At 69.9% G+C, this 18034-nt stretch carries 17 protein-coding genes and 1 pseudogene; 7 read left to right on the top strand and 11 right to left on the bottom strand.

Annotation, left to right across the window (positions count from 1 at the left end):
* Window positions 1-146 precede the first annotated feature (146 nt).
* Window positions 147-1640: an acyl-CoA synthetase gene (locus AVL59_RS27885; RefSeq protein ID WP_067309679.1), complete on the top strand. Its 1494-nt coding sequence runs from the start codon at window positions 147-149 to the stop codon at window positions 1638-1640.
* Here AVL59_RS27885 and AVL59_RS27880 read toward each other — a convergent pair.
* Window positions 1630-2538: a TIGR03620 family F420-dependent LLM class oxidoreductase gene (locus AVL59_RS27880; protein ID WP_067309676.1), complete on the bottom strand. Its 909-nt coding sequence runs from the start codon at window positions 2536-2538 to the stop codon at window positions 1630-1632. The genes AVL59_RS27885 and AVL59_RS27880 overlap by 11 nt on opposite strands.
* A 54-nt stretch (window positions 2539-2592) precedes the next feature.
* Window positions 2593-3528: a hypothetical protein gene (locus AVL59_RS27875; RefSeq protein ID WP_067309673.1), complete on the bottom strand. Its 936-nt coding sequence runs from the start codon at window positions 3526-3528 to the stop codon at window positions 2593-2595.
* A gap of 250 nt (window positions 3529-3778) precedes the next feature.
* Here AVL59_RS27875 and AVL59_RS27870 point away from each other — a divergent pair, with 250 nt between their 5' ends.
* The gene (locus AVL59_RS27870; protein WP_067309670.1) at window positions 3779-4393 is read left to right on the top strand and encodes a hypothetical protein; all 615 of its coding nucleotides are present in this window, start codon (window positions 3779-3781) and stop codon (window positions 4391-4393) included.
* A gap of 417 nt (window positions 4394-4810) precedes the next feature.
* On the opposite strand, the gene AVL59_RS27865 is transcribed toward AVL59_RS27870, so the two are convergent.
* Both AVL59_RS27865 and AVL59_RS27860 read right to left on the bottom strand, forming a co-directional pair.
* Window positions 4811-6760, bottom strand: coding sequence for a caspase, EACC1-associated type (locus AVL59_RS27865; RefSeq protein ID WP_067309667.1), 1950 nt, complete (start codon window positions 6758-6760; stop codon window positions 4811-4813).
* Between the two features lie 31 nt (window positions 6761-6791).
* Window positions 6792-7148: an effector-associated constant component EACC1 gene (locus AVL59_RS27860; protein ID WP_067309664.1), complete on the bottom strand. Its 357-nt coding sequence runs from the start codon at window positions 7146-7148 to the stop codon at window positions 6792-6794.
* A 523-nt stretch (window positions 7149-7671) separates the two neighbouring features.
* Between AVL59_RS27860 and AVL59_RS27855 the strand changes: the two genes are divergently transcribed.
* Window positions 7672-8448: a hypothetical protein gene (locus tag AVL59_RS27855; RefSeq protein ID WP_067309662.1), complete on the top strand. Its 777-nt coding sequence runs from the start codon at window positions 7672-7674 to the stop codon at window positions 8446-8448.
* 15 nt (window positions 8449-8463) lie between these two features.
* Here AVL59_RS27855 and AVL59_RS27850 read toward each other — a convergent pair.
* The 3 genes and pseudogenes from AVL59_RS27850 to AVL59_RS27840 form a co-directional block, all read right to left on the bottom strand.
* Window positions 8464-9306 (bottom strand): annotated as a pseudogene (locus AVL59_RS27850) (IS5 family transposase).
* Between the two features lie 175 nt (window positions 9307-9481).
* A complete protein-coding gene (locus AVL59_RS27845) occupies window positions 9482-9814 on the bottom strand; it encodes an ArsR/SmtB family transcription factor (RefSeq protein ID WP_067309659.1) in 333 nt (110 codons plus the stop codon).
* A 57-nt stretch (window positions 9815-9871) separates the two neighbouring features.
* Window positions 9872-10435: a CGNR zinc finger domain-containing protein gene (locus AVL59_RS27840; protein WP_067309656.1), complete on the bottom strand. Its 564-nt coding sequence runs from the start codon at window positions 10433-10435 to the stop codon at window positions 9872-9874.
* 80 nt (window positions 10436-10515) lie between these two features.
* On the opposite strand from AVL59_RS27840, the gene AVL59_RS27835 reads away from it, so the two are divergent.
* Window positions 10516-11763, top strand: a complete 1248-nt coding sequence (locus AVL59_RS27835; protein WP_237281688.1) for an MFS transporter — start codon at window positions 10516-10518, stop codon at window positions 11761-11763.
* Here the strand turns inward: AVL59_RS27835 and AVL59_RS27830 are convergent.
* The 3 genes from AVL59_RS27830 to AVL59_RS27820 all read right to left on the bottom strand — a co-directional run bounded on the left by AVL59_RS27830 (window position 11757) and on the right by AVL59_RS27820 (window position 13987).
* Window positions 11757-12332, bottom strand: a complete 576-nt coding sequence (locus AVL59_RS27830; RefSeq protein ID WP_067309651.1) for a TetR/AcrR family transcriptional regulator — start codon at window positions 12330-12332, stop codon at window positions 11757-11759. The genes AVL59_RS27835 and AVL59_RS27830 overlap by 7 nt on opposite strands.
* Before the next feature lie 67 nt (window positions 12333-12399).
* The gene (locus AVL59_RS27825; RefSeq protein ID WP_067309650.1) at window positions 12400-13791 is read right to left on the bottom strand and encodes an amidase; all 1392 of its coding nucleotides are present in this window, start codon (window positions 13789-13791) and stop codon (window positions 12400-12402) included.
* Complete coding sequence (locus AVL59_RS27820) at window positions 13778-13987, bottom strand: hypothetical protein (RefSeq protein ID WP_067309647.1); 210 nt, start codon at window positions 13985-13987, stop codon at window positions 13778-13780. Before AVL59_RS27820 ends, AVL59_RS27825 begins: the two co-directional genes overlap by 14 nt.
* Before the next feature lie 208 nt (window positions 13988-14195).
* Between AVL59_RS27820 and AVL59_RS27815 the strand changes: the two genes are divergently transcribed.
* On the top strand, window positions 14196-15095 hold the full coding sequence (locus AVL59_RS27815; protein ID WP_067309644.1) for an MBL fold metallo-hydrolase: 900 nt from the start codon (window positions 14196-14198) through the stop codon (window positions 15093-15095).
* A 64-nt stretch (window positions 15096-15159) separates the two neighbouring features.
* Here the strand turns inward: AVL59_RS27815 and paaK are convergent, their stop codons facing one another.
* Window positions 15160-16455 carry a phenylacetate--CoA ligase PaaK gene (gene paaK / locus AVL59_RS27810; protein ID WP_067309641.1) on the bottom strand — a complete coding sequence of 432 codons (1296 nt, stop codon included), beginning with the start codon at window positions 16453-16455 and terminating at the stop codon, window positions 15160-15162.
* Window positions 16456-16595: 140 nt separating this feature from the next.
* Between paaK and AVL59_RS27805 the strand changes: the two genes are divergently transcribed.
* Together AVL59_RS27805 and AVL59_RS27800 are read left to right on the top strand one after the other, a co-directional pair.
* Window positions 16596-17063: a hypothetical protein gene (locus tag AVL59_RS27805; protein WP_067309639.1), complete on the top strand. Its 468-nt coding sequence runs from the start codon at window positions 16596-16598 to the stop codon at window positions 17061-17063.
* Between the two features lie 85 nt (window positions 17064-17148).
* Entirely contained in the window at window positions 17149-18024 is an 876-nt protein-coding gene (locus tag AVL59_RS27800; protein WP_067309636.1) for an alpha/beta fold hydrolase, read from the top strand.
* Window positions 18025-18034 lie beyond the last annotated feature (10 nt).

Below are 18034 nucleotides of genomic sequence, written 5' to 3'. Positions count from 1 at the left end.
ACAGAGATGCACAGAGGGGCATTCGGCGAACAGTCGTTGATGTTCCGAGTCGCGGCCGGCCGTCCACCGCAGCACCGTACCCACCGGTATGTGTCGCGGCTCCGGGTTCTTGACCTGCGCCTCGGGCGGGCCGAGGATCGGCTGTCATGACGCAGGGACACGGCAGCACGGTCGACGGGGTGCTGCGGCGCAGCGCCCGCCGCACCCCGGCGCGCGTCGCGGTGGAGTACCGCGAGCGCAGCTGGACCTACGAGGAACTCGACGGAGCCGTCTCCCGCGCGGCCGGCCTTCTCCTCGCCGAGGGGCTGGCCCCGGGCGACCGGGTCGGCACCTACGGTCACAACTCCGACGCCTACCTGATCGCCTTCCTCGCCTGCGCCCGCGCGGGCCTGGTCCATGTGCCGGTCAACCAGAACCTGACCGGCGACGACCTCGCGTACATCATCGGCCAGTCGGGCAGCGCGCTGGTCCTCGCCGACCCCGGCCTCGCCGGCCGGCTGCCGGAGCGGGTACGGGTGGTACCGCTGCGTGACACCGACGACTCCTTCCTCGCCCGGCTGGCCGAGGTGCCGCCTTACGACGCGGAACCGCGCACCGAGGACCTGGTGCAGCTGCTGTACACCTCCGGTACCACCGCCCTGCCCAAGGGTGCGATGATGACGCACCGGGCACTGGTGCACGAGTACTTGAGCGCGATCACGGCGCTCGATCTGAGCGCCGGCGACCGGCCCGCGCACGCGCTGCCGCTGTACCACTCGGCGCAGATGCACGTGTTCCTGCTGCCGTACCTCGCGGTCGGCGCGACCAGCGTCATCCTGGACGCGCCGGACGGGGACCGTCTCTTCGACCTGATCGAGGCGGGCCGCGTGGACAGCCTGTTCGCGCCGCCCACCGTGTGGATCGGCCTGGCGAACCGGCCCGACTTCGCCGAGCGCGACCTGAGCGGCCTGCGCAAGGCCTACTACGGCGCCTCGATCATGCCCGTGCCGGTGCTCCGGCGGCTGCGCGAACGGCTGCCGGACCTTGCTTTCTACAACTGCTTCGGGCAGAGCGAGATCGGCCCCCTGGCCACGGTGCTCGGGCCCGACGAGCACGAGGGCCGCCTCGACTCCTGCGGCCGGACCGTCCTGTTCGTGGACGCGCGGGTGGTCGACGACAAGGGCGAGGACGTCCCCGACGGCGCTCCCGGTGAAATCGTCTACCGCTCACCGCAGTTGTGCGAGGGTTACTGGAACAAGCCCGAGGAGACCGCCGAGGCCTTCCGCGACGGCTGGTTCCACTCCGGCGACCTCGCCGTGCGCGACGCGGACGGCTACTTCACCATCGTCGACCGGGTGAAGGACGTCATCAACTCCGGTGGTGTGCTGGTGGCTTCCCGCCAGGTGGAGGACGCGCTCTACACCCACGAGTCGGTCGTCGAGGCCGCCGTGATCGGCCTGCCCGACGAGCGGTGGATCGAAGCCGTCACGGCCGTCGTCGTCGCGCGCGGAGAGGTGACGGAGGATCAGCTCATCGCCCATGTGAGAGAGAAACTGACGTCCTTCAAGGCGCCCAAGCGGGTGCTGTTCGTGGACGAACTGCCGCGCAACGCCAGCGGGAAGATCCTCAAGCGCGAACTGCGGGACCGGTTCAGCGGGTAGCCCCGGGCTCCCCGGTCTCGTCGGGCAGCAGCGCGTCGGCGAGCAGGCGCCAGTGCGGCAGTGCCGAATCGCCGGGCCCGACGCCGATCACCTGGACGGCGACGTGGTCGGCGCCCGCCTCGGCGTGGCCGCGCAGCTTCCGTACGACGGTGTCCGGGTCGCCCCAGAACACCAGGTCGTCCACCAGACGGTCGCTGCCGCCGCCCGAGAAGTCGTCGTCGGTGTACCCGAGCCTGCGGAACTTCGCCAGGTTGTAAGGAGTGTTGAGGTAGCCGTGCAGGTGCTCGCGGGCGAGGGTCCGGGCCCTGCCGGGATCGGTCTCGAACAGTACCGCGTGCTCGACGGCCAGAAAGGCGTCCGGACCGAGGATCTCCCTGGCCTGCGCGGTGTGGGCCACGTTCACGTGGTAGGTCTGGGCTCCGTCGGCGCGCTCACGGGCCAGCTCCGGCATCCGGGGGCCGTAGGCGGCCAGCAGGCGCCGGATCGGAATCCCGGGACGAGGGTTGGGCGTGTCCGGGGCGTCCAGCTCGTCCAGGTACGCGGACATGGCGGCGACCGGCTTGACCCCCGGGCGTGGCTGACCGCCGAAGCCGAGGCCCAGGATGTGCCGGCCCGGATAGGCGTCCGCGAGCAACAGGGCGGCGCCGTACGTCCATCGCGCCTCGCGAGACCAGATCCGGGCGATGCCGTTGACGACGCTCAGCCGCTCGGTGGACGACAGCAGATAACCGGCGTGGCTGAACGCGTCCCGCCCGAGCAGCTCGGGGATCCACAGCGCACGCCAGCCCAGTTCCTCCAGCTCCCGGACCGAATCCCGGATCATCGCGGCCGGTTGGTGCTCGAAGTCGAAGGTGTAGATCCCGAAGGTGCCGAGCCCCAGACGCTTCCCGCCGCTCATCGTGCGCTCCCTCGCCGACTCTCGTTGGTTCCAGTCGCTAAGGGACATCACTTCTTAGTAGTGCTCCCCGCGTGCTGGATGAGTCTGGACTCCCAGGCCGGGGACCCAGAGGTCTCCGTGATCTCCTGCGCTGATGTCCCATGCCGTCACCTCCGCGGGGCACGTGGCACCGCGGGCGCGGAGATCAGCGATGACCAGCCTGGCGATCTCGGCCGGGGCGTGGGGGTCCGTCTCCGGCAGTTCGATGCTCCAGCGGCGGTGGGTGTCCAGCTCACGCCAGCCCCGGTCGCGCATTTCGGCCGCTCGCTGTGACGTCTGCTCGTGGTCCTGGTCGTAGATGATCGCGCTGAACTCCCTGCCCCGGTCGCCGGGCGTAAAGGAGACGATCATGGGCCGGTCCCAGTCCCGGTGAGCACGCACCTGGCAGCTGACCCAATCACCCAGCGCCTGTATGGGCATCTGTTCCGCCCACGACGCGAGCATCAGCTCCAGGGCACCGCGAGCGTGGTCCCAGGTGCTGGCGACGCACTGGCCGTTGAACGTCCACCCGGGCGTGATGCCAGGGCCTCCGCGCTCGAGCTGCCACAGATACGGAAGGTCGGCGAATCCGTGGCTGCCGTCCTCACGACGGAGACTGGCGCCGTCGAAAGCCCACCACTCCCGCTCCGCGAACGAATCGGCGTCGTGGACGGAGAGCGCCACCTGCCGGTGGTCGCCGGACAGCAGCACGATCCACCGTTGGGTGCACCAGCGCACGCTTGGCCCGTACGCGGACGCGCCCAGCAGCGTCGGTGCACCGAGACGTGCCACGATCGCCTCGTACACGGGCCTCAGCGCCTCGCGGCGCTGCACAAGTCCCGCCCCCGGCCCGTGCAGCAGGACGGGTGTAGGGGCCGACCTATTCAGAAGGCTCCCAGGATCGGTGAACATGCGGTACGCCAGCGCACTTGCGTCCTGCGCTGCCTGCTCGTGCTCCCCCGTACTCGTCACCCTGTCATCCTGCCAGCAGCACCCACAGAGGGTGAAAGGGCTGCAGTGAGAAAGCTGCTGGTACGTGACCGGCTCTTGGTCAAGGCCAGTACCCCTTGGGGAATCAGGACGAGCGACCCTGAGGTGAGCCCGAGCGCGGCTTGGCCGCATTCAAGGCTCTGCCCGCAGTTTCGTGAATCCCGAACGCGGGGCGGCCGGGCCTGGCACCCGACGCTGCCTTGGAGTATGGGCGATCGGTACGCTGACCCCCATGGGGCTGGACATCACGGTGATGATCGCAGACTGGTCATGGCTGGGGGAGGTTCCGCCCCGGGAGCGGCTGCCGCGGCTGAGGAACGCCTGGTATGCCGACGAGACGGGGCTGTGGGATCACGACGCGCCGGCGGTCGAGGGCGACTGGGAGTGGCCACGGGGACCCAACAGCGCCTTCTTCGCCGTATACGAGTTCCTGCACACCTGTGGCTCGTTCAAGGCGCACTTCTGGGCCGGGCAGCGGTGGGAATCCATGCGCGACCACGTTGATCCTCTGGTACGGGCCGAGTTGGACACGTTGTTGCTCGGGTTGATCTGGGTCGGGCTGGACGGCGAGGCGCAGCAGACGGATACGGACTTCTTCAGCGACGACCCCAGCGTCTATGGGCTGCTGCTCGCACAGCCACCAGACGGCGTGTGGAAACTGGCCGCGACCTGGGAGCGGGTACGTCCTCGGCTTGAGAGGATGCAAGGAGCCTTCACCGAACACGCCGCCGATCCCGAAGGATGGGTCGGCAACTTCGACGCATTCACAGACTTGCTGGCGGAGTGGGGCCACGTCCTCACCGAGGCGGCCCGACGAGGCTGGGGCCTCGTGGGACTGAGCGAGTAGAGCAAGGCCGTCCCTTCGAAACCGGGGCTCAACCGTCCTCCTCGGCACGACAGAAGACACCGTGCCGGAAAGACTCCCTGTTCACGCCACTCACCTTGGGATTCACGGAGCCGCGGACAGAGCCGCATTCAAGGAGTGCCAACAGCCATGTCACCAGGCCGTGGTGGGTACAGCGGCGGCCAGCGGTTCCGGGTCTCCGTAGAGGGCGGCGTCCACCGTTATCTTGTGTTATCAAGCGAATGCCCTGGTGAGGTGAGGCTTAGGCGTTCAGGCATGTAAGGCAAGTCCCTGGCTGCAGGACGGGGCCACGGGTGTGTTTGAGGCTCAACCCCGACGACCTGCCCGGGTTTCGACGAGTGGCATTTCCAGCACTGTCGGCAGGTGCTGCGGCTAGGACACGGAGTGCAGTCGCCGTGGTCAGTGGTCACCTGTCGATGTGCCGCTGGTCTCTCTGGGTGGCAGGTTCCATAGCCGGATGGTGTGGTCGAGGCCCCCGGTGACAAGGGTCTGATCGTCGGGGTTGAAGGCGATCGCGTTGACGCCGGTGAGCGGGTCGCCGAAATGTCGTTGGCTGGCGGTGTCCCACACCACAGCCGTGCCGTCGCCACCGGCTGCGGCCAGGGCACGGCCGTCGGGGCTGAACACGAGGACGATCGCCGACTTGGTGAGGCCAGTGAGGGTGGAACCGGTCTGCCGACCGGAGGCGATATCCCACAACTGCACGGTGTTATCGCTGAGGGCGACGGCGAAGGTCCGATTGTCAGGGCTGAGCGCAATACATTCGATGGTGCTGCCCGTTCCAAGGGCGAAGGATGCGATCGTGCGTCCGCTGGACGTGTCAGCCACCCAAACCGTGGTGATGCGCCCTAAAATGACAGTGTGGTCGTCGGGGCTGAATGCGGCTGTTTCTCCGTCACAGTTCGCATTCGCAGCCAAATCCGTTTTCTGGCCGCTATCGAGATTCCTCACAGTGCAGGAACTCGTATCGCTGGTTGCCAGGGTGCGACCGTGAGGGCTCAGTACCCAAAGCGGCCAACTGGTGATCTTTCGGGGGATGACGGTGGGTTTTCGGGTCTGCTGGCCGCTGGTGGTGTCCCACAGCCTGGCGGTAACGCACTCCTCCTGGCGCTGGCCCGCGTCGCAGCTGGCGGTTCGCAGGGCGCGGTCATCGGCGGTGAATGCGATGCCTGGGTGAGAGTTGGCGGCGATGGGACCTATGGGCTGGCCGACCTGCTGGTGACTGGCAGTGTTCCACAGCAGCACCGTGCCGTCGGAACCCGCTGTGGCCAGGGTGTGGCCGTCGTGGCTGAACACCGCTGTGTCCACGCCGGTGGGCGCGGTCATCTGCCCGGCGGGAGTGAGGCCAGGCAGGGCGACGCCCTGCGCCTGGGGCCACATCACCCAGCCCACGGCCCCGGTCAGCACGACGGCTGCTGTCAGCACAGCGGCCAGGATCCGTCGACGGGCACGTGGGCCGGTTGGCGTTCGGGTACCGGCCGAGCGGCGCCCTGTCTGTGGGGCGACCCGGCGCTCGCCAACCCGCTCGCTGCTAAGAGGCGAGACGTCAGCGTCCTGGCGCGGCACTGCCCGACCTGACGTGCTAGCGCTCGTCGCCGTATCCGCCTCCCTAGGAGGCTGGCCGGGTGGTGGTGTCGCATGGTTGCAGGCGAAGACGAACGCGGCCGCGGTGTCGTCGCTGCGCTGGTTGGGACGGGGGAGCCCTTTGGCCGCCAGCCGTTGCCGTAGGTGCGGGAAGATCGCCCCGAGTGCCAAACCATCCGGGCCGCCGGGGACGCCGTCACGGGTCAGCAGTTCCAGCAACTCGCCGGTGAAAGCGGTACGCGGGTGACCCTCGCCGTCGGGCGGTACGTGGGCGCGCTCGTCGGCAGCGGTGAGGGTGTAGACGCCCGCGCAGTCACTGAGGTCCGCTAGTTGCGTACCGTCGTCGTCGGCGCCGAGCCCGATGGCCCGCCCGGAGTAGCAGCAGTCCAGGATCGCGATCCTGGTGGCGGCCGGTGTGCCGCTGTGCAGCGTCCTCTTGATCTTGGCGTACTCCAGGCCGGTGGCGTCGGGGTTGGCGTGGTCGGTGTCGGCGATGGCCAGGCACAGCTCGCCGGTGTGCTCGCTGGGCTGGCCGTGGCCGACGAAGTAGAGCAGCAGCACCCCGGTGGTCTCGGCCGCCAGCTGGCGCAGCCGGCCCATGAGCTGCCCGGCGTTGGCGGGATTGACGATCTTCTCAACCTGTTCCTCGCGCCAACCGCACAGGCCCGATTCGACCAGCAACTGGTACATGCCCTCGACGCTGTTGCCGACGGCGGTGTACGACCGGTACCTGGCGTCTTTCTGGTAGCGGGGAATGCCGATCAAGACGGCTCGTGAGCCGGGCGGGATGACGGGCTTACCGCTCATCGGCGTCGCGCAGGATCTCGCCGAGCAGTTGCACCGCCTCGGCGTTGGCGTCACGGGCGCGTAGTTTCACGGTGCGGCGTTTCGAGGTGACGGTGACCTTGGCGACGAGGCCGGCGCGCCGGTTCTCCAGCCATTTGTTCAACGAGTTGGTCAGGGCGACACCGAGCCCGCCGGAGCCGACCGCGATCGTGAGCATATCGACCCATTCCCCGCCCAGCGTCCCGTCCGTAGGCGGGCCAAGCTCCTGGCGGACCCGGCCGCGGAAATCGCGGTTGCCGTTCAGCCAGTCGGCCAGCGCGACATACTCGTCGACCGGCCCGCCCTCGATGCGGATCTGCAGATCCATCGCCCTCCCCCTCATGCCCGCGTTGGCCGCTGACCGGCCTGTGGACCGGCGCCCCGACTGGGACCTGCCCTCGGCGAGGAGCGTTTCAGGAAATGACCTTTCTGTGAAGGGAACCACGCATGAAGGCCACCGGCTCCTCAGAGAACAGTGCCCAAGACCGCAGCGAGAGGACAGCAGACCTAGCCAACGTGTCTAACACCCCTTGGATACCGTTCAGGCAAGTACAGAACTACCCCACTTGCCTTAGAGACCGCGCAAATAAGGCGTGCCTGTATGGGCGACGGCCCGGGCTTTCGTCCCAGCGATGGGTAGTCCGTGCTCGTCGGGTCTGACTACGCAGGGTGATGATTTTGTCAGCGAGGTCGAGGAAGGCGTAGGTGATGCGGCCCTCAAAGGAGCGGAGCCGCTGTAAGGCTTCTGCCAGGCCCTGGATCAGCCCCTTCTCGCTCTCGTGCGCGCTGTGGTTACACACCCCAAGCTGCTTTGAGCAAGGCGCACTTGACTTCGGCTAGCCTCGCGTGCCATGGCAATCACCGATGAAACGATCAAGAGGCTGCGGGCCACAGCGACCGCTGGAGACCCCGACGCTGCCCGGGAGTTGGGTCGTTTGTTGTGCATGCTCAGGAGCGACTCCCTGGAGCATCTTATGAACCCTGACTTCCTTCTCACGTGGCCGGAGGAGCGGTGGCTCCGTGCCGCACTGCGTACCCGTCCCGACGATCGCCTGGCCGCCTCGCTGCTTGCCGGGCGACTCGTTCAGCAAATCAACTACTGGAAGATCGATGACGACAATGCGAACGCGCACGGCGAGGACGAGCGCACCCTCGCCCGTCGACGGGACGAGGCACACGCCCTCTACACGCAAACGCTGAAAGCCGTCCCCGACGACCCTGCCGCCCGTGCCGGAATCGCAGCCTTGAACGCATGGGCCGACGACGCCGACATGCCGGAAGACCCTCCCTTCTCGTACTACGAGCTCACTCTCGAGATGGGTGGATCAGGCTCGTACAGCCATTCCGAGACTGTCGTTACCTCTCATCCGGACGAAGTGCGGTGGGCCTGCTCCTGGCTCCTAGCTCCGGTGGTGGCGGAGGTGAAGGAGCCTCCCTTTGGTGTTGACCTGACCCTGTTCATCTACTCAGACGGGCGGTGCGACAGCGTCATCCGCCTCGACGAGCATCTCACTGCAGACGGCATGCTCGGGGACGTCATCGAGATCCCGCCGCTGAACGGTGAGCCGCTCCCGGCGGGCCACCCGGTCGGCACGCGCCACTACGGCTACTCCTGCGGCTGGGGATAGCGGATAGGTGCGGGGTCATGGCCGGCGGTTCGGGCGTTCATCCCAGCGGTGAGTTGTCCATGCTCGTCGGATCAAGCTACGCACGATGATGATTGTGTCGGCGAAGTCGAAGAAGGCGTCGACGACGGTGGCGCGCCGCTCGTAGCAGCGGGCTAGCCGGTGGAAGGCGTTCTGCCAGGCGTGCGTGCGCTCGACGTGCCAACGCTGGCTGGCCTGGATCGGTGCCTTCTCGCCTTTGTGCGCGATGCGAGCGTGGAGGCCGCGTTCGTTGAGTAGAGCGCGGGTGGTGGCCTAGTCGTAGCCGGCGTCCAAGTGCACGGTCATGTCGTCGAGTAACGGCCCGAAATCGTCCAGGCGGTCAAGGGTGGGGGCGAGCAGGGGGGAGTCGTGGCGGTTGGCGCCGGCCAGGACGCGGCCCAGCGGAATGCCGTATCCATCCGTCATGCCCGAGCGTTTCAACCCCTGTTTGCCGCGGTCGACCGGTGAGCGCCCGGCGACCTCACCGCCCCCGGGTGCCTTGGTGATGGAGCCGTCGACGGCGATCTGGTCGAGAATGAGCCCGACGATCCGGTCGTAGGACTCCAACGCGATCTGCTTGAGCCGGACGAAGACGCCCAGCCGTATCCACTCGTTGCGACGGTTGCGGATCGTGGTGGCCGAGCATGCCGTGTCGGCGATCGCCTCGTAGGAACAGCCGAAGCGCAGCAGTTGCAGGAACTTGTCGAAGATGATCCGGTCGCTGATCCGCGGGCGGTGGCAGCCGAGCGGATGGTCCGGGTGATATACCGGCCGCTCGGGCAATAGGGCCGCGAACTGGTCCCAGAGCGGTTCGGTCAACCATGATGGCAGCGCGGGCACAGATCTCCTCGGTGATCACAGAGCGTCGCAACTCCATGATCACCAGGACCTGTGCCCGTTCCGCTGCCGAGGTCCCCCGCTGCCCCTATCTGCGTGGCCTCTAAATCGAAATATCGCAGAATCTCGATATGAAGCGCAAGGGTCGACGCCGGGTCGTGCGTGTCGGGGTGCTCGGTTAGAGCGTCCGGCCCAGCGCGGTGACGAGGTCGGCGATGCGCTGCTCGTCCCGCCTGTAATGGGTCCACTTGCCCACGCGGGTCGCACGCACCAGCCCCGCGCGCTGCAGTTCGGCCATGTAGGCCGACACGGTGGACTGGGCCAGCCCCGCCTTCGCCTGAAGGTGGCTCACGCACACACCCACCTCCGCCGGATCGGCGATCGCCGTCTCCATGGGGAAGTGCAGCTCGGGATCGCGCAGCCACTGCAGCATCTGCAGCCGCATCGGGTTGGACAGCGCCCGCAGCGCGTTGACCAGGTCCGGATCCGGGGAGGGTGCGATGTCCGTCATGCGTCCGGAGTATAGGTTCGCGGCCGACGTTTCGAGATACGTCGATGTGGGCCGGGCCTAGGCGGGCGCCTTGCGGCGCAGCGCCTCCTTCTTCGCGCGGTTTCCGCAGGTGTCCATCGAGCACCAGCGGCGTGTGCCGGGGCGCGAGGTGTCCAGGAACAGGGCGCCGCAGGCGGTCCCGGCGCAGTCGCGCACCCGGTCGAGGGCCGGGGAGGTGATCAGGTCCAGGGTGTCGCGGGCCACCAGGGCGAGGGTGGCGCGGACGGGGTCGTCGGCATGCCACTCGAGGCGGCCCGACGCGGCCAGGCCGGGTACGGGGACGGCGTGCGCGGCGGCACGGTTGACCAGCTCGCGCGCCCGGGTGTCGGGGGCCCGGTGCGCACGGGCGGAGCCGATCAGCCGATGGATCGCCTCGCGCAGCTCCTGTGCCGTGTGCACCAGGGCGTGATCGGCGTCGCCGGGCGCGGCCGGGCAGGGGCCGCACTGCCGTGCCCAGGCGGCCAGCGACTCGGCGTCGGGCAGTTCCTCCACGGCGCCGGACGTGCCCCGGTGGCGCAGGGTGCGGAGGAAGTCCAGGCAGGGGCGGCCGGCGCCCTGGCGGAAGCGGTGAGTCGTAGACACGTCGATCAGCGTACGGGAGAACCGGTTTAACTGGTACCTTCGGCGAACCACTTAAACTGGTTCCTCTGTGAGGTGTCTGCGTGTCCGCGTCCTCCGCACCACCGAATCCGCCCCGTTGGGTGATCCTCGTCCTGGCCCTCGCCTGCGGCGTGGGTGTCTCGACGATCTACTTCCCGCAGGCGATCAGCTCCCTGGTCGCCGCCGACCTCGACGTCCCGGAAGGCTCGGCGGCCCTCGTCGTCACCGCGGCCCAGTTCGGCTATGCGGGCGGCATCTTCCTGCTCGTGCCGCTGGGCGACCGGCTGCCGCACCGGCGCCTGCTCGTCACCCTGCTCACCCTGACCGCCCTCGGGCTGTTCGCCGCCGGGACGGCCCCCACGCTCTGGGTCCTCGTCGCCGCGAGCGCGGCCACCGGCGTCACCACCGTCGTGCCGCAGATCATCCTTCCCATGGCCGCCGGACTGGTCCCCGCCGAACGGCACGGAGCCGTCACCGGCACGGTGGGCAGCGGCCTCATCGGCGGCATCCTGCTGGCCCGCACCTTCGGCGGCACGCTCGGCACCTGGCTGGGCTGGCGTGCCCCCTATCTGGTGGCCGCGGTGGTCGTGCTCGCCCTCGCGGCGGTCCTCTCCCGTGTGGTCCCGGACACCACACCACCCTCCCGCCGGTCCTACCCCGCGCTCATAGCCGCCCCCCTGCGCCTGCTGAGAGAGGAGCCCGACCTGCGCCGTTCCTGTCTCTATCAGACCGCCGTCTTCGCGGGCTTCAGCGCGGCCTGGACCGCGCTCACCCTGCTCCTGACCGGACCGGTGTACGGCATGGGTGCCCAGGCCGTGGGAGTGCTGGGGCTGGTCGGAGCCGCCAGCATGTTCGGAACGCCGATCGCCGGACGCGCCGTCGACCGCAGGGGGCCGGACGCGGTCAGCCTCCGGTGTCTGCTCGGGGTCGCCGGCGCGGCGGGCGTGCTGGCACTGGGTGGAACGGGCGGCGTGGCCGGGCTGGTCGCGCTGGCCGGCGGCATGCTGCTGCTCGACGTGGCCGTGCAATGCGGCCAGGTCGCCAACCAGGCGCGCAACTTCGCCCTGCGCCCAGCGGCACGGGCGCGGATCAACACCGCCTACATGACGTGCGTGTTCATCGGCGGAAGCGTGGGGTCCTGGCTCGGGGTGCGGGCCTATGACCGGTTCGGCTGGCCCGGGGTGACCGCCCTGGTGGCGCTGACGGCCGTGATCGTCCTCGCTCGGCACCTGACCCGGGGCCGTACGGCACCCAAGGGTGCCGAGGCCGAACGCGTCGCCGTCCCTGAGGTCCGGTCACCCGGTCACTGACCGGACCCCTCCTCCGTACCGAGGAGTCCGGCCACGAGCCGACGCGCGTACGCGGCGTCGAGCGCGGCCGGACGGAAGAGGATGCGGTACATCAAGGGGGCGACCACGCGGTCCATGACCGTCTCGACGTCGGGGGCGTTCTCCTCGCGGTCGGTCGCACGGGCGAGAAGGGCGTCGATCTGCTCGGCCGCGTAGGCCGAGCACCGACCGGCGTTGCCGCCGTCCGGGTCGCCGAGCAGGGCGTCGCGGACGTAGGCGCGGCCCGAGGGGGACGCCATCTCGTCGAGGAACTGTTCGGCCCAGGCCGCCAGGTCCGAGCGCAGGTCACCGTGGTCCCCCGGCGCCGTGTCGGGTCGCAGGCGCTCCACCGCGACGTCCGAGAGCAGCTCCTGCAGGTCGCCCCAGCGGCGGTAGATCGTCGACGGGGTGACTCCCGCGCGCTGGGCGACCAGCGGCACCGTCAGAGCGTCGCGGCCCACCTCCGACAGGAGTTCGCGTACAGCGGTGTGCACCGATGCCTGGACCCGGGCGCTGCGCCCGCCGGGGCGCACCATCTGCTTACGACTCATGAAACCAGCTTAAAGCACAATCCTTGCGTTTAGCTTGGATCCGCCTTGGGCGGCCCGCGAGCCGCCCTCAGGCCACCGGTGCGAGCGCCCGGGCGGGCCGCGTCCGTTCATAGGCATGACCGACCCGCAGGAGCGAGCGCTCCCCGAAGGGCCGGCCGAGCAGCTGCATACCGATCGGCAGGCCCGCCGTGTCGTGGCCGACGGGGACGGACAGGGCGGGCACCCCGGTGATGTTGGCGGGGGCGGAAAGGCGTACGAAAGCGTCGGACACGCCCTCGGCCGTGCCGTCGGGCCAGGTGACCGTCCGCTCGTCGGCCCTCACCGCGGTCATCGGCACGGTCGGGGCGGCGATCACCTCGACCTCCTCCAGCACGCGGGCCCACTCCCGCCGCATCAGCGTCCGGGAACGCTGGGCGCGCAGATAGTCCCCGGCGCTCATCAGCTCGCCCGCCTCCAGGAGGATGCGGACGTCCGCCTGGTACAGCTCGGGGACCGCACGCAAAGTGCCCTCGTGGTAGGCGGTGGCCTCCGGCACCATCAGCCCCCACTGGGTGGCCTGCACATAGCGGGTCATCGGGATGTCGATCTCGACGAGACGTGCGCCGAGGGCCTCCAGTCGCCCGATGGCGTACCGGACGGCGGCCTCCACCTCCGCGTCGACGTGGTCGAAGTAGTAGGTGCGCGGCAGGCCGATGCGCAGCCCCGTCAGGTCCGTACCCGTGTCCGGGCGGTAGTCCACGGCGGGGGCGGCCGGCGAGGCGGGGTCGCGCGGGTCGTGTCCGGCCAGGGCGGTCAGGACCAGGGCCGCGTCCTCGACGGTGCGGGTGATCGGGCCGACGTGGTCCAGGGACCAGGACAGGGACGTGACGCCGTGGCGGGGGACGAGACCGTAGGTCGGCTTGAGGCCGACGACCCCGTTGAGCGCGGCGGGCACCCGGATCGATCCGCCGGTGTCGGTGCCCAGGGAGAAGGTCGCCGCGCCCGAGGCGACGGCGACGGCGGACCCGCCGCTGGAGCCGCCGGCGACCCGGCCGCGGTCCCAGGCGTTGTTGGTCTGCGGGGTGGTCAGGCCGTAGGCGAACTCGTGGGTGTGTGTCTTGCCGACCAGGATCGCCCCGGCCGCCGTCAGGCGCGCGGCGACCGTGCTGTCGGCCTGCGCGCGGTGGCCGGCGCGCACCCGGGAGCTGGCCGTGGTGGCCGTGCCGGCGACGTCGATCAGGTCCTTGAGCCCCATCGGTATGCCGTGCAGCGGCCCCCGGAAACGGCCCCGCGCCGCTTCGCGTTCGGCCTCCAGCGCCGCCCGGCGCGCCCGCTCCGCGGTGACCGTGACGTAGGCGCCGAGGTGCGGCTCCACCTCCTCGATGCGAGCGAGGACCGAGTCCACCAGCTCGACGGGGGAGAGCCGCCGGGCCCGGATCGCGTCCGCGGCGGCGGCGAGGGGCAACTCATACGGCTGCATCGTGCGTCTCCTCTCCCGCGCGGAAGACGCCGGCCGGCGGGGTGTCCCCGAAGTCCAGCTCCCGCAGGACCGCGACGACGGAGTGGATGTGGGCGGCGGTGGCCGCGACCGCGGCGTGGCGGTCCGCGGACAGCGGAAGTCCGGAACGGGCGGCCCAGCGGGCGGCCTCCGGCGGTGTGAGTTCTTCGACGGACATGGGCGTTCTCTCCTGATCGGGGCGGGAACGGCGAAGCACCCGCGCCAAAAGCTAACGGTTTGCTTTAGCCGACTGTAGGTTCTAAGCTGCCTTAAAGCAAACACATTGCGTTTACGGGGAGGGGTTCCGTGTCCGGCGTCTTCATGGCGCGGGGCGGCCCACCCCGAGGCCGACCGCCCGCCGAAGAGAGCAAAGGAATCCACGGACCATGCAGACTTCCCCCGCCGCCCCCCTCCCCTCCTGGACGGTGGGCGACGTCACCGTCCACCGCGTCGACGAGGTCCCGCTGCCGCCCGCGACCGGAGCGTGGCTGCTGCCCGACGCCACTGCCGAGGTGGTGACCGGCGAGGACTGGCTGCACCCGGACTTCGCCGACCGCGAGGGCGTCCTGCGCATCGACAGCCACAGCTTCGCCTTCGTCGTGGACGGCCTGCGTGTTCTCGTCGACACCGGCATCGGCAACGGCAAGGAGCGGGCCAACCCGGCCTGGCACAACCTGCGGACCGACTTCCTGGAGCGGCTCACCGCCGGCGGTTTCGCCCCGGAATCGGTCGACCTGGTGATCCTCACCCACCTGCACGCCGACCATGTCGGCTGGAACACGCGGGAAGTGAACGGCGCATGGGTACCGACCTTCCCGGGCGCCCGCTACCTCACCTCCCGTACCGAGCGGGAGTTCTGGGCCGGCTACGACATGGAGGAGGCGCGCAGGCAGATGTTCCGCGACTCGGTGATCCCGGTCGAGCAGGCGGGTCTGCTGGACCTCGTCGACGTCCCGGACGGGGGCGTCGAGATCGCCCCGGGCCTGCGCCTGACGCCCACCCCCGGCCACACTCCCGGCCACCTCGCCGTCGAGCTGACCAGCCGGGGTGAGACCGCACTGATCACCGGCGACTGCATCCACCATCCGGTCCAGCTCGCCCACCCCGCCATCGGCGCCTGCGTCGACATCGACCCGCGGCAGTCCGAGGCCTCGCGCCGCAAGCTGCTCGGCTCCGCGGCCGACACGGACACCCTCGTCCTCGGCACCCACTTCGCGCCGCCCACCGCCGGCCGCGTGATCACGCGCGGGGACGCCTACCGGCTGCTGCCCGTCCCCGCGGTCTGACCGGCCGTCCCTGCCGGCCGGAGGCCCTCCGAAGGCTCACCCGTGCCCGTCCGTGCCGTGAGCGCTAGCGCGGCCGCAGGTCCACGATGCGGCGGATCTTGCCGACGGAGCGTTCCAGCGCCTCGGGTTCCACGATCTCCACGTCCACCGTCACGCCGACGCCGTCCTTCACGGCCGCGGCGATGGAGAGGGCTGCCGCCTCCCGCTCCCCGGGCGTGGCGCCGGGGCGGGCCTCGGCGCGTACGGTGAGCGCGTCGAGGCGTCCCTGCCGGGTGAGGCGCAGTTGGAAGTGCGGCGCAACGCCGGGCGTGCGCAGCACGATCTCCTCGATCTGGGTCGGGAACAGATTGACCCCGCGCAGGATCACCATGTCGTCACTGCGCCCGGTGATCTTCTCCATCCGCCGGAACACACGGGCCGTGCCGGGCAGCAGCCGGGTCAGGTCCCGGGTCCGGTATCGGACGATCGGCATGGCCTGTTTGGTGAGCGAGGTGAACACCAACTCGCCGCGCTCGCCCTCCGGCAGCACCTCGCCCGTGATCGGGTCGACCACCTCCGGATAGAAGTGGTCCTCCCACACATGCAGGCCGTCCTTGGTCTCGACGCACTCCTGGGCGACCCCCGGCCCGATCACCTCCGACAGCCCGTAGAGGTCGACGGCGTCGATCGCGAACCGCTCCTCGATCTCGCGCCGCATCTGCTCGGTCCAGGGCTCGGCGCCGAAGATGCCGACCCGCAGCGAGGTGCCGCGCGGATCCACACCCTGCCGCTCGAACTCGTCCAGCAGCGCCAGCATGTACGACGGCGTGACCATGATGACGCCGGGTTCGAGATCCCGGATCAGCTGGACCTGGCGAGCCGTCATGCCACCGGACGCGGGGATGACCGTACAGCCCAGGCGCTCGGCACCATAGTGTGCGCCCAGGCCCCCGGTGAACAGCCCATAGCCGTACGCCACATGGACCGTGTCACCGGGCCGCCCGCCCGCCGCCCGGATCGACCGCGCCACCATGTCGGCCCACATGGAAAGGTCGTTGTCCGTATAGCCGACCACCGTGGGCAGCCCCGTGGTGCCGCTGGAGGCGTGGAGGCGGCGGATGCGGTCGCGGGACACGGCGAACATGCCGTAGGGGTAGTTCTCCCGGAGATCCGTCTTGGTGGTGAAGGGGAAGTGGGCCAGGTCGGCGAGCGAACGGCAGTCCTCCGGGCGGACGCCGGCCTTGTCGAACGAATCCCGGTAGAAGGGCACATGGTCGTAGGCGTGCCGCAGCGAGGCGCGCAGCCGCTCCAGCTGGAGCGCCCGCAGCTCCTCCGGCCCCAGCTTCTCGCCGGCGTCGAGCAGGTCCGTCGCATCCGCCATCGGGACTTCTCCCTCGTCAGCCACACATTCTGGACGACCGATCATTCGGTCGACCTGTTCGGGGTCAGTAATGCAGGCCGTCCCACTCCGGGCAAGGGGTCTGCCCGGACTTTCTCGGCGGCGTCTCGCAGAATGGGTCCGTGGAGCTGCGACGGGAACTGCTGCCCCCGGCCGTGCCGGCCGAGCGACTTGCGGAGCTGGGCGAGGAGATCGGGAGGATCGAGAATCTGCTGTACGAGGACGAGGAGGCCGGGCGCCGGGCGGTCGACGCCTTCAACATGGCGACCGGTAACGGCTACGGGCCTTCGGACTTCCTGTGCTGGTACGCCTCCCGTGATCTGGAGGAGTTCGCCCTCGAGGCCGCCCGCCCGGGTCCGCCGCGCGTTCCGGACGTCACCCGCGAGGAACTGACCGAGATCGTCCGCCGGACCGTGGCGGCGTACGCGTCGGGAGATCCCGACGCCGACTACTACCTGCTGGTGCTGAAGACCAACGTCGTCCACCCCCGGCCCACCGACCTGCTCTTCCACCCGCCCGCCCATCTTGTGGACGCCCCGGCGGCGCGGATCGTCGAGGAGCTGCTGGCCTACCGGCCCATCGCCCTGTGAGCGCGCTCCCGGGGCGGAGCCGCGCCCGTGCCCGGTGCGCGAAGCCGGTTGCGGGCCGTCCGGACCGACCGGGAGGATCAACCGCATGCCGACCTTCATCGCAGCCGACGGAACCCGGATCGCCTACCACCTGAGGGGCGAGGGCGAGACGCTCGCCGTCCTGCCCGGCGGGCCCATGCGGGCCTCCGTCTACCTCGGCGATCTGGGCGGGCTCACGGCCCACCGCCGCCTGGCCCTGCTGGACCTGCGGGGCACCGGGGACTCGGCGGTGCCGGCCGACCCGGAGACATATCGCTGTGACCGGATGGTCGACGACGTGGAGGTGTGGCGCGCCCACATGGGCCTGGAGCACATGGATCTGCTCGCTCACTCGGCGGCCGGCTGCCTTGCGACGCTCTATGCGGCCCGTTACCCCCACCGGATACGGCGGCTCGTGCTGATCACACCCAACCTCTCGGCCCTCGGTCTGCGGGCGACGCCCGAGGAGCGGCTGGCCGTGGCCCGACTGCGGGCGGGCGAGCCGTGGTTCGCGCAGGCGTACCCCGCGTTCGAGGCATGGCTCGCGGGCGACGGGGACTTCGACGAGGTCTTCATGCCGTTCTTCTACGGCCGCTGGGACGATGCCGCCCGAGCCCATGACGGCGCCGCCGAGGAGCAGACCAACGACGACGCGGGCGACCGGTACTTCGCCGAGGGTGCCTTCACCCCGGACGCCACCCGGGCCGCGCTCGCCTCCCTGACCGCCCCGGTCCTGATGTGTGCGGGCGGAGTCGACGGCAACCCCCACCCCGATCTCGTCCGCCGTGCCGCCGAGGCCTTCCCGCGCGCCGAGGTCGCCGTCCAGCCCGGTGCCGGCCACTACCCGTGGCTGGACGACCCGGAGTACTTCGTCGGCCGCACCCTCGGGTTCCTCGACCAAGGTGCGGGCACCGGCCCGGCCGCGGGCCGTGCCTCCGCCTGAAGCGTCCTGG

It is taken from the genome of Streptomyces griseochromogenes, assembly GCF_001542625.1.
In the GTDB taxonomy this organism is placed as follows: Bacteria; Actinomycetota; Actinomycetes; order Streptomycetales; family Streptomycetaceae; genus Streptomyces; species Streptomyces griseochromogenes.
The sequence above is the reverse complement of the archived record's forward strand: the minus strand, read 5'-3'. Positions and strand labels throughout refer to the sequence as shown.

What these genes read in the sequence shown, in the direction of transcription:
- AVL59_RS27860 (WP_067309664.1), bottom strand. Translation starts at nt 7,148, where the DNA reads ATGGATCTGCAGATCCGCATCGAGGGCGGGCCGGTCGACGAGTATGTC.
- AVL59_RS27815 (WP_067309644.1), top strand. Translation starts at nt 14,196, where the DNA reads ATGCAGACTTCCCCCGCCGCCCCCCTCCCCTCCTGGACGGTGGGCGAC.
- AVL59_RS27855 (WP_067309662.1), top strand. Translation starts at nt 7,672, where the DNA reads ATGGCAATCACCGATGAAACGATCAAGAGGCTGCGGGCCACAGCGACC.
- AVL59_RS27845 (WP_067309659.1), bottom strand. Translation starts at nt 9,814, where the DNA reads ATGACGGACATCGCACCCTCCCCGGATCCGGACCTGGTCAACGCGCTG.
- AVL59_RS27880 (WP_067309676.1), bottom strand. Translation starts at nt 2,538, where the DNA reads ATGAGCGGCGGGAAGCGTCTGGGGCTCGGCACCTTCGGGATCTACACC.
- AVL59_RS27885 (WP_067309679.1), top strand. Translation starts at nt 147, where the DNA reads ATGACGCAGGGACACGGCAGCACGGTCGACGGGGTGCTGCGGCGCAGC.
- AVL59_RS27870 (WP_067309670.1), top strand. Translation starts at nt 3,779, where the DNA reads ATGGGGCTGGACATCACGGTGATGATCGCAGACTGGTCATGGCTGGGG.
- AVL59_RS27820 (WP_067309647.1), bottom strand. Translation starts at nt 13,987, where the DNA reads ATGTCCGTCGAAGAACTCACACCGCCGGAGGCCGCCCGCTGGGCCGCC.
- AVL59_RS27825 (WP_067309650.1), bottom strand. Translation starts at nt 13,791, where the DNA reads ATGCAGCCGTATGAGTTGCCCCTCGCCGCCGCCGCGGACGCGATCCGG.
- AVL59_RS27830 (WP_067309651.1), bottom strand. Translation starts at nt 12,332, where the DNA reads ATGAGTCGTAAGCAGATGGTGCGCCCCGGCGGGCGCAGCGCCCGGGTC.
- AVL59_RS27800 (WP_067309636.1), top strand. Translation starts at nt 17,149, where the DNA reads ATGCCGACCTTCATCGCAGCCGACGGAACCCGGATCGCCTACCACCTG.
- paaK (WP_067309641.1), bottom strand. Translation starts at nt 16,455, where the DNA reads ATGGCGGATGCGACGGACCTGCTCGACGCCGGCGAGAAGCTGGGGCCG.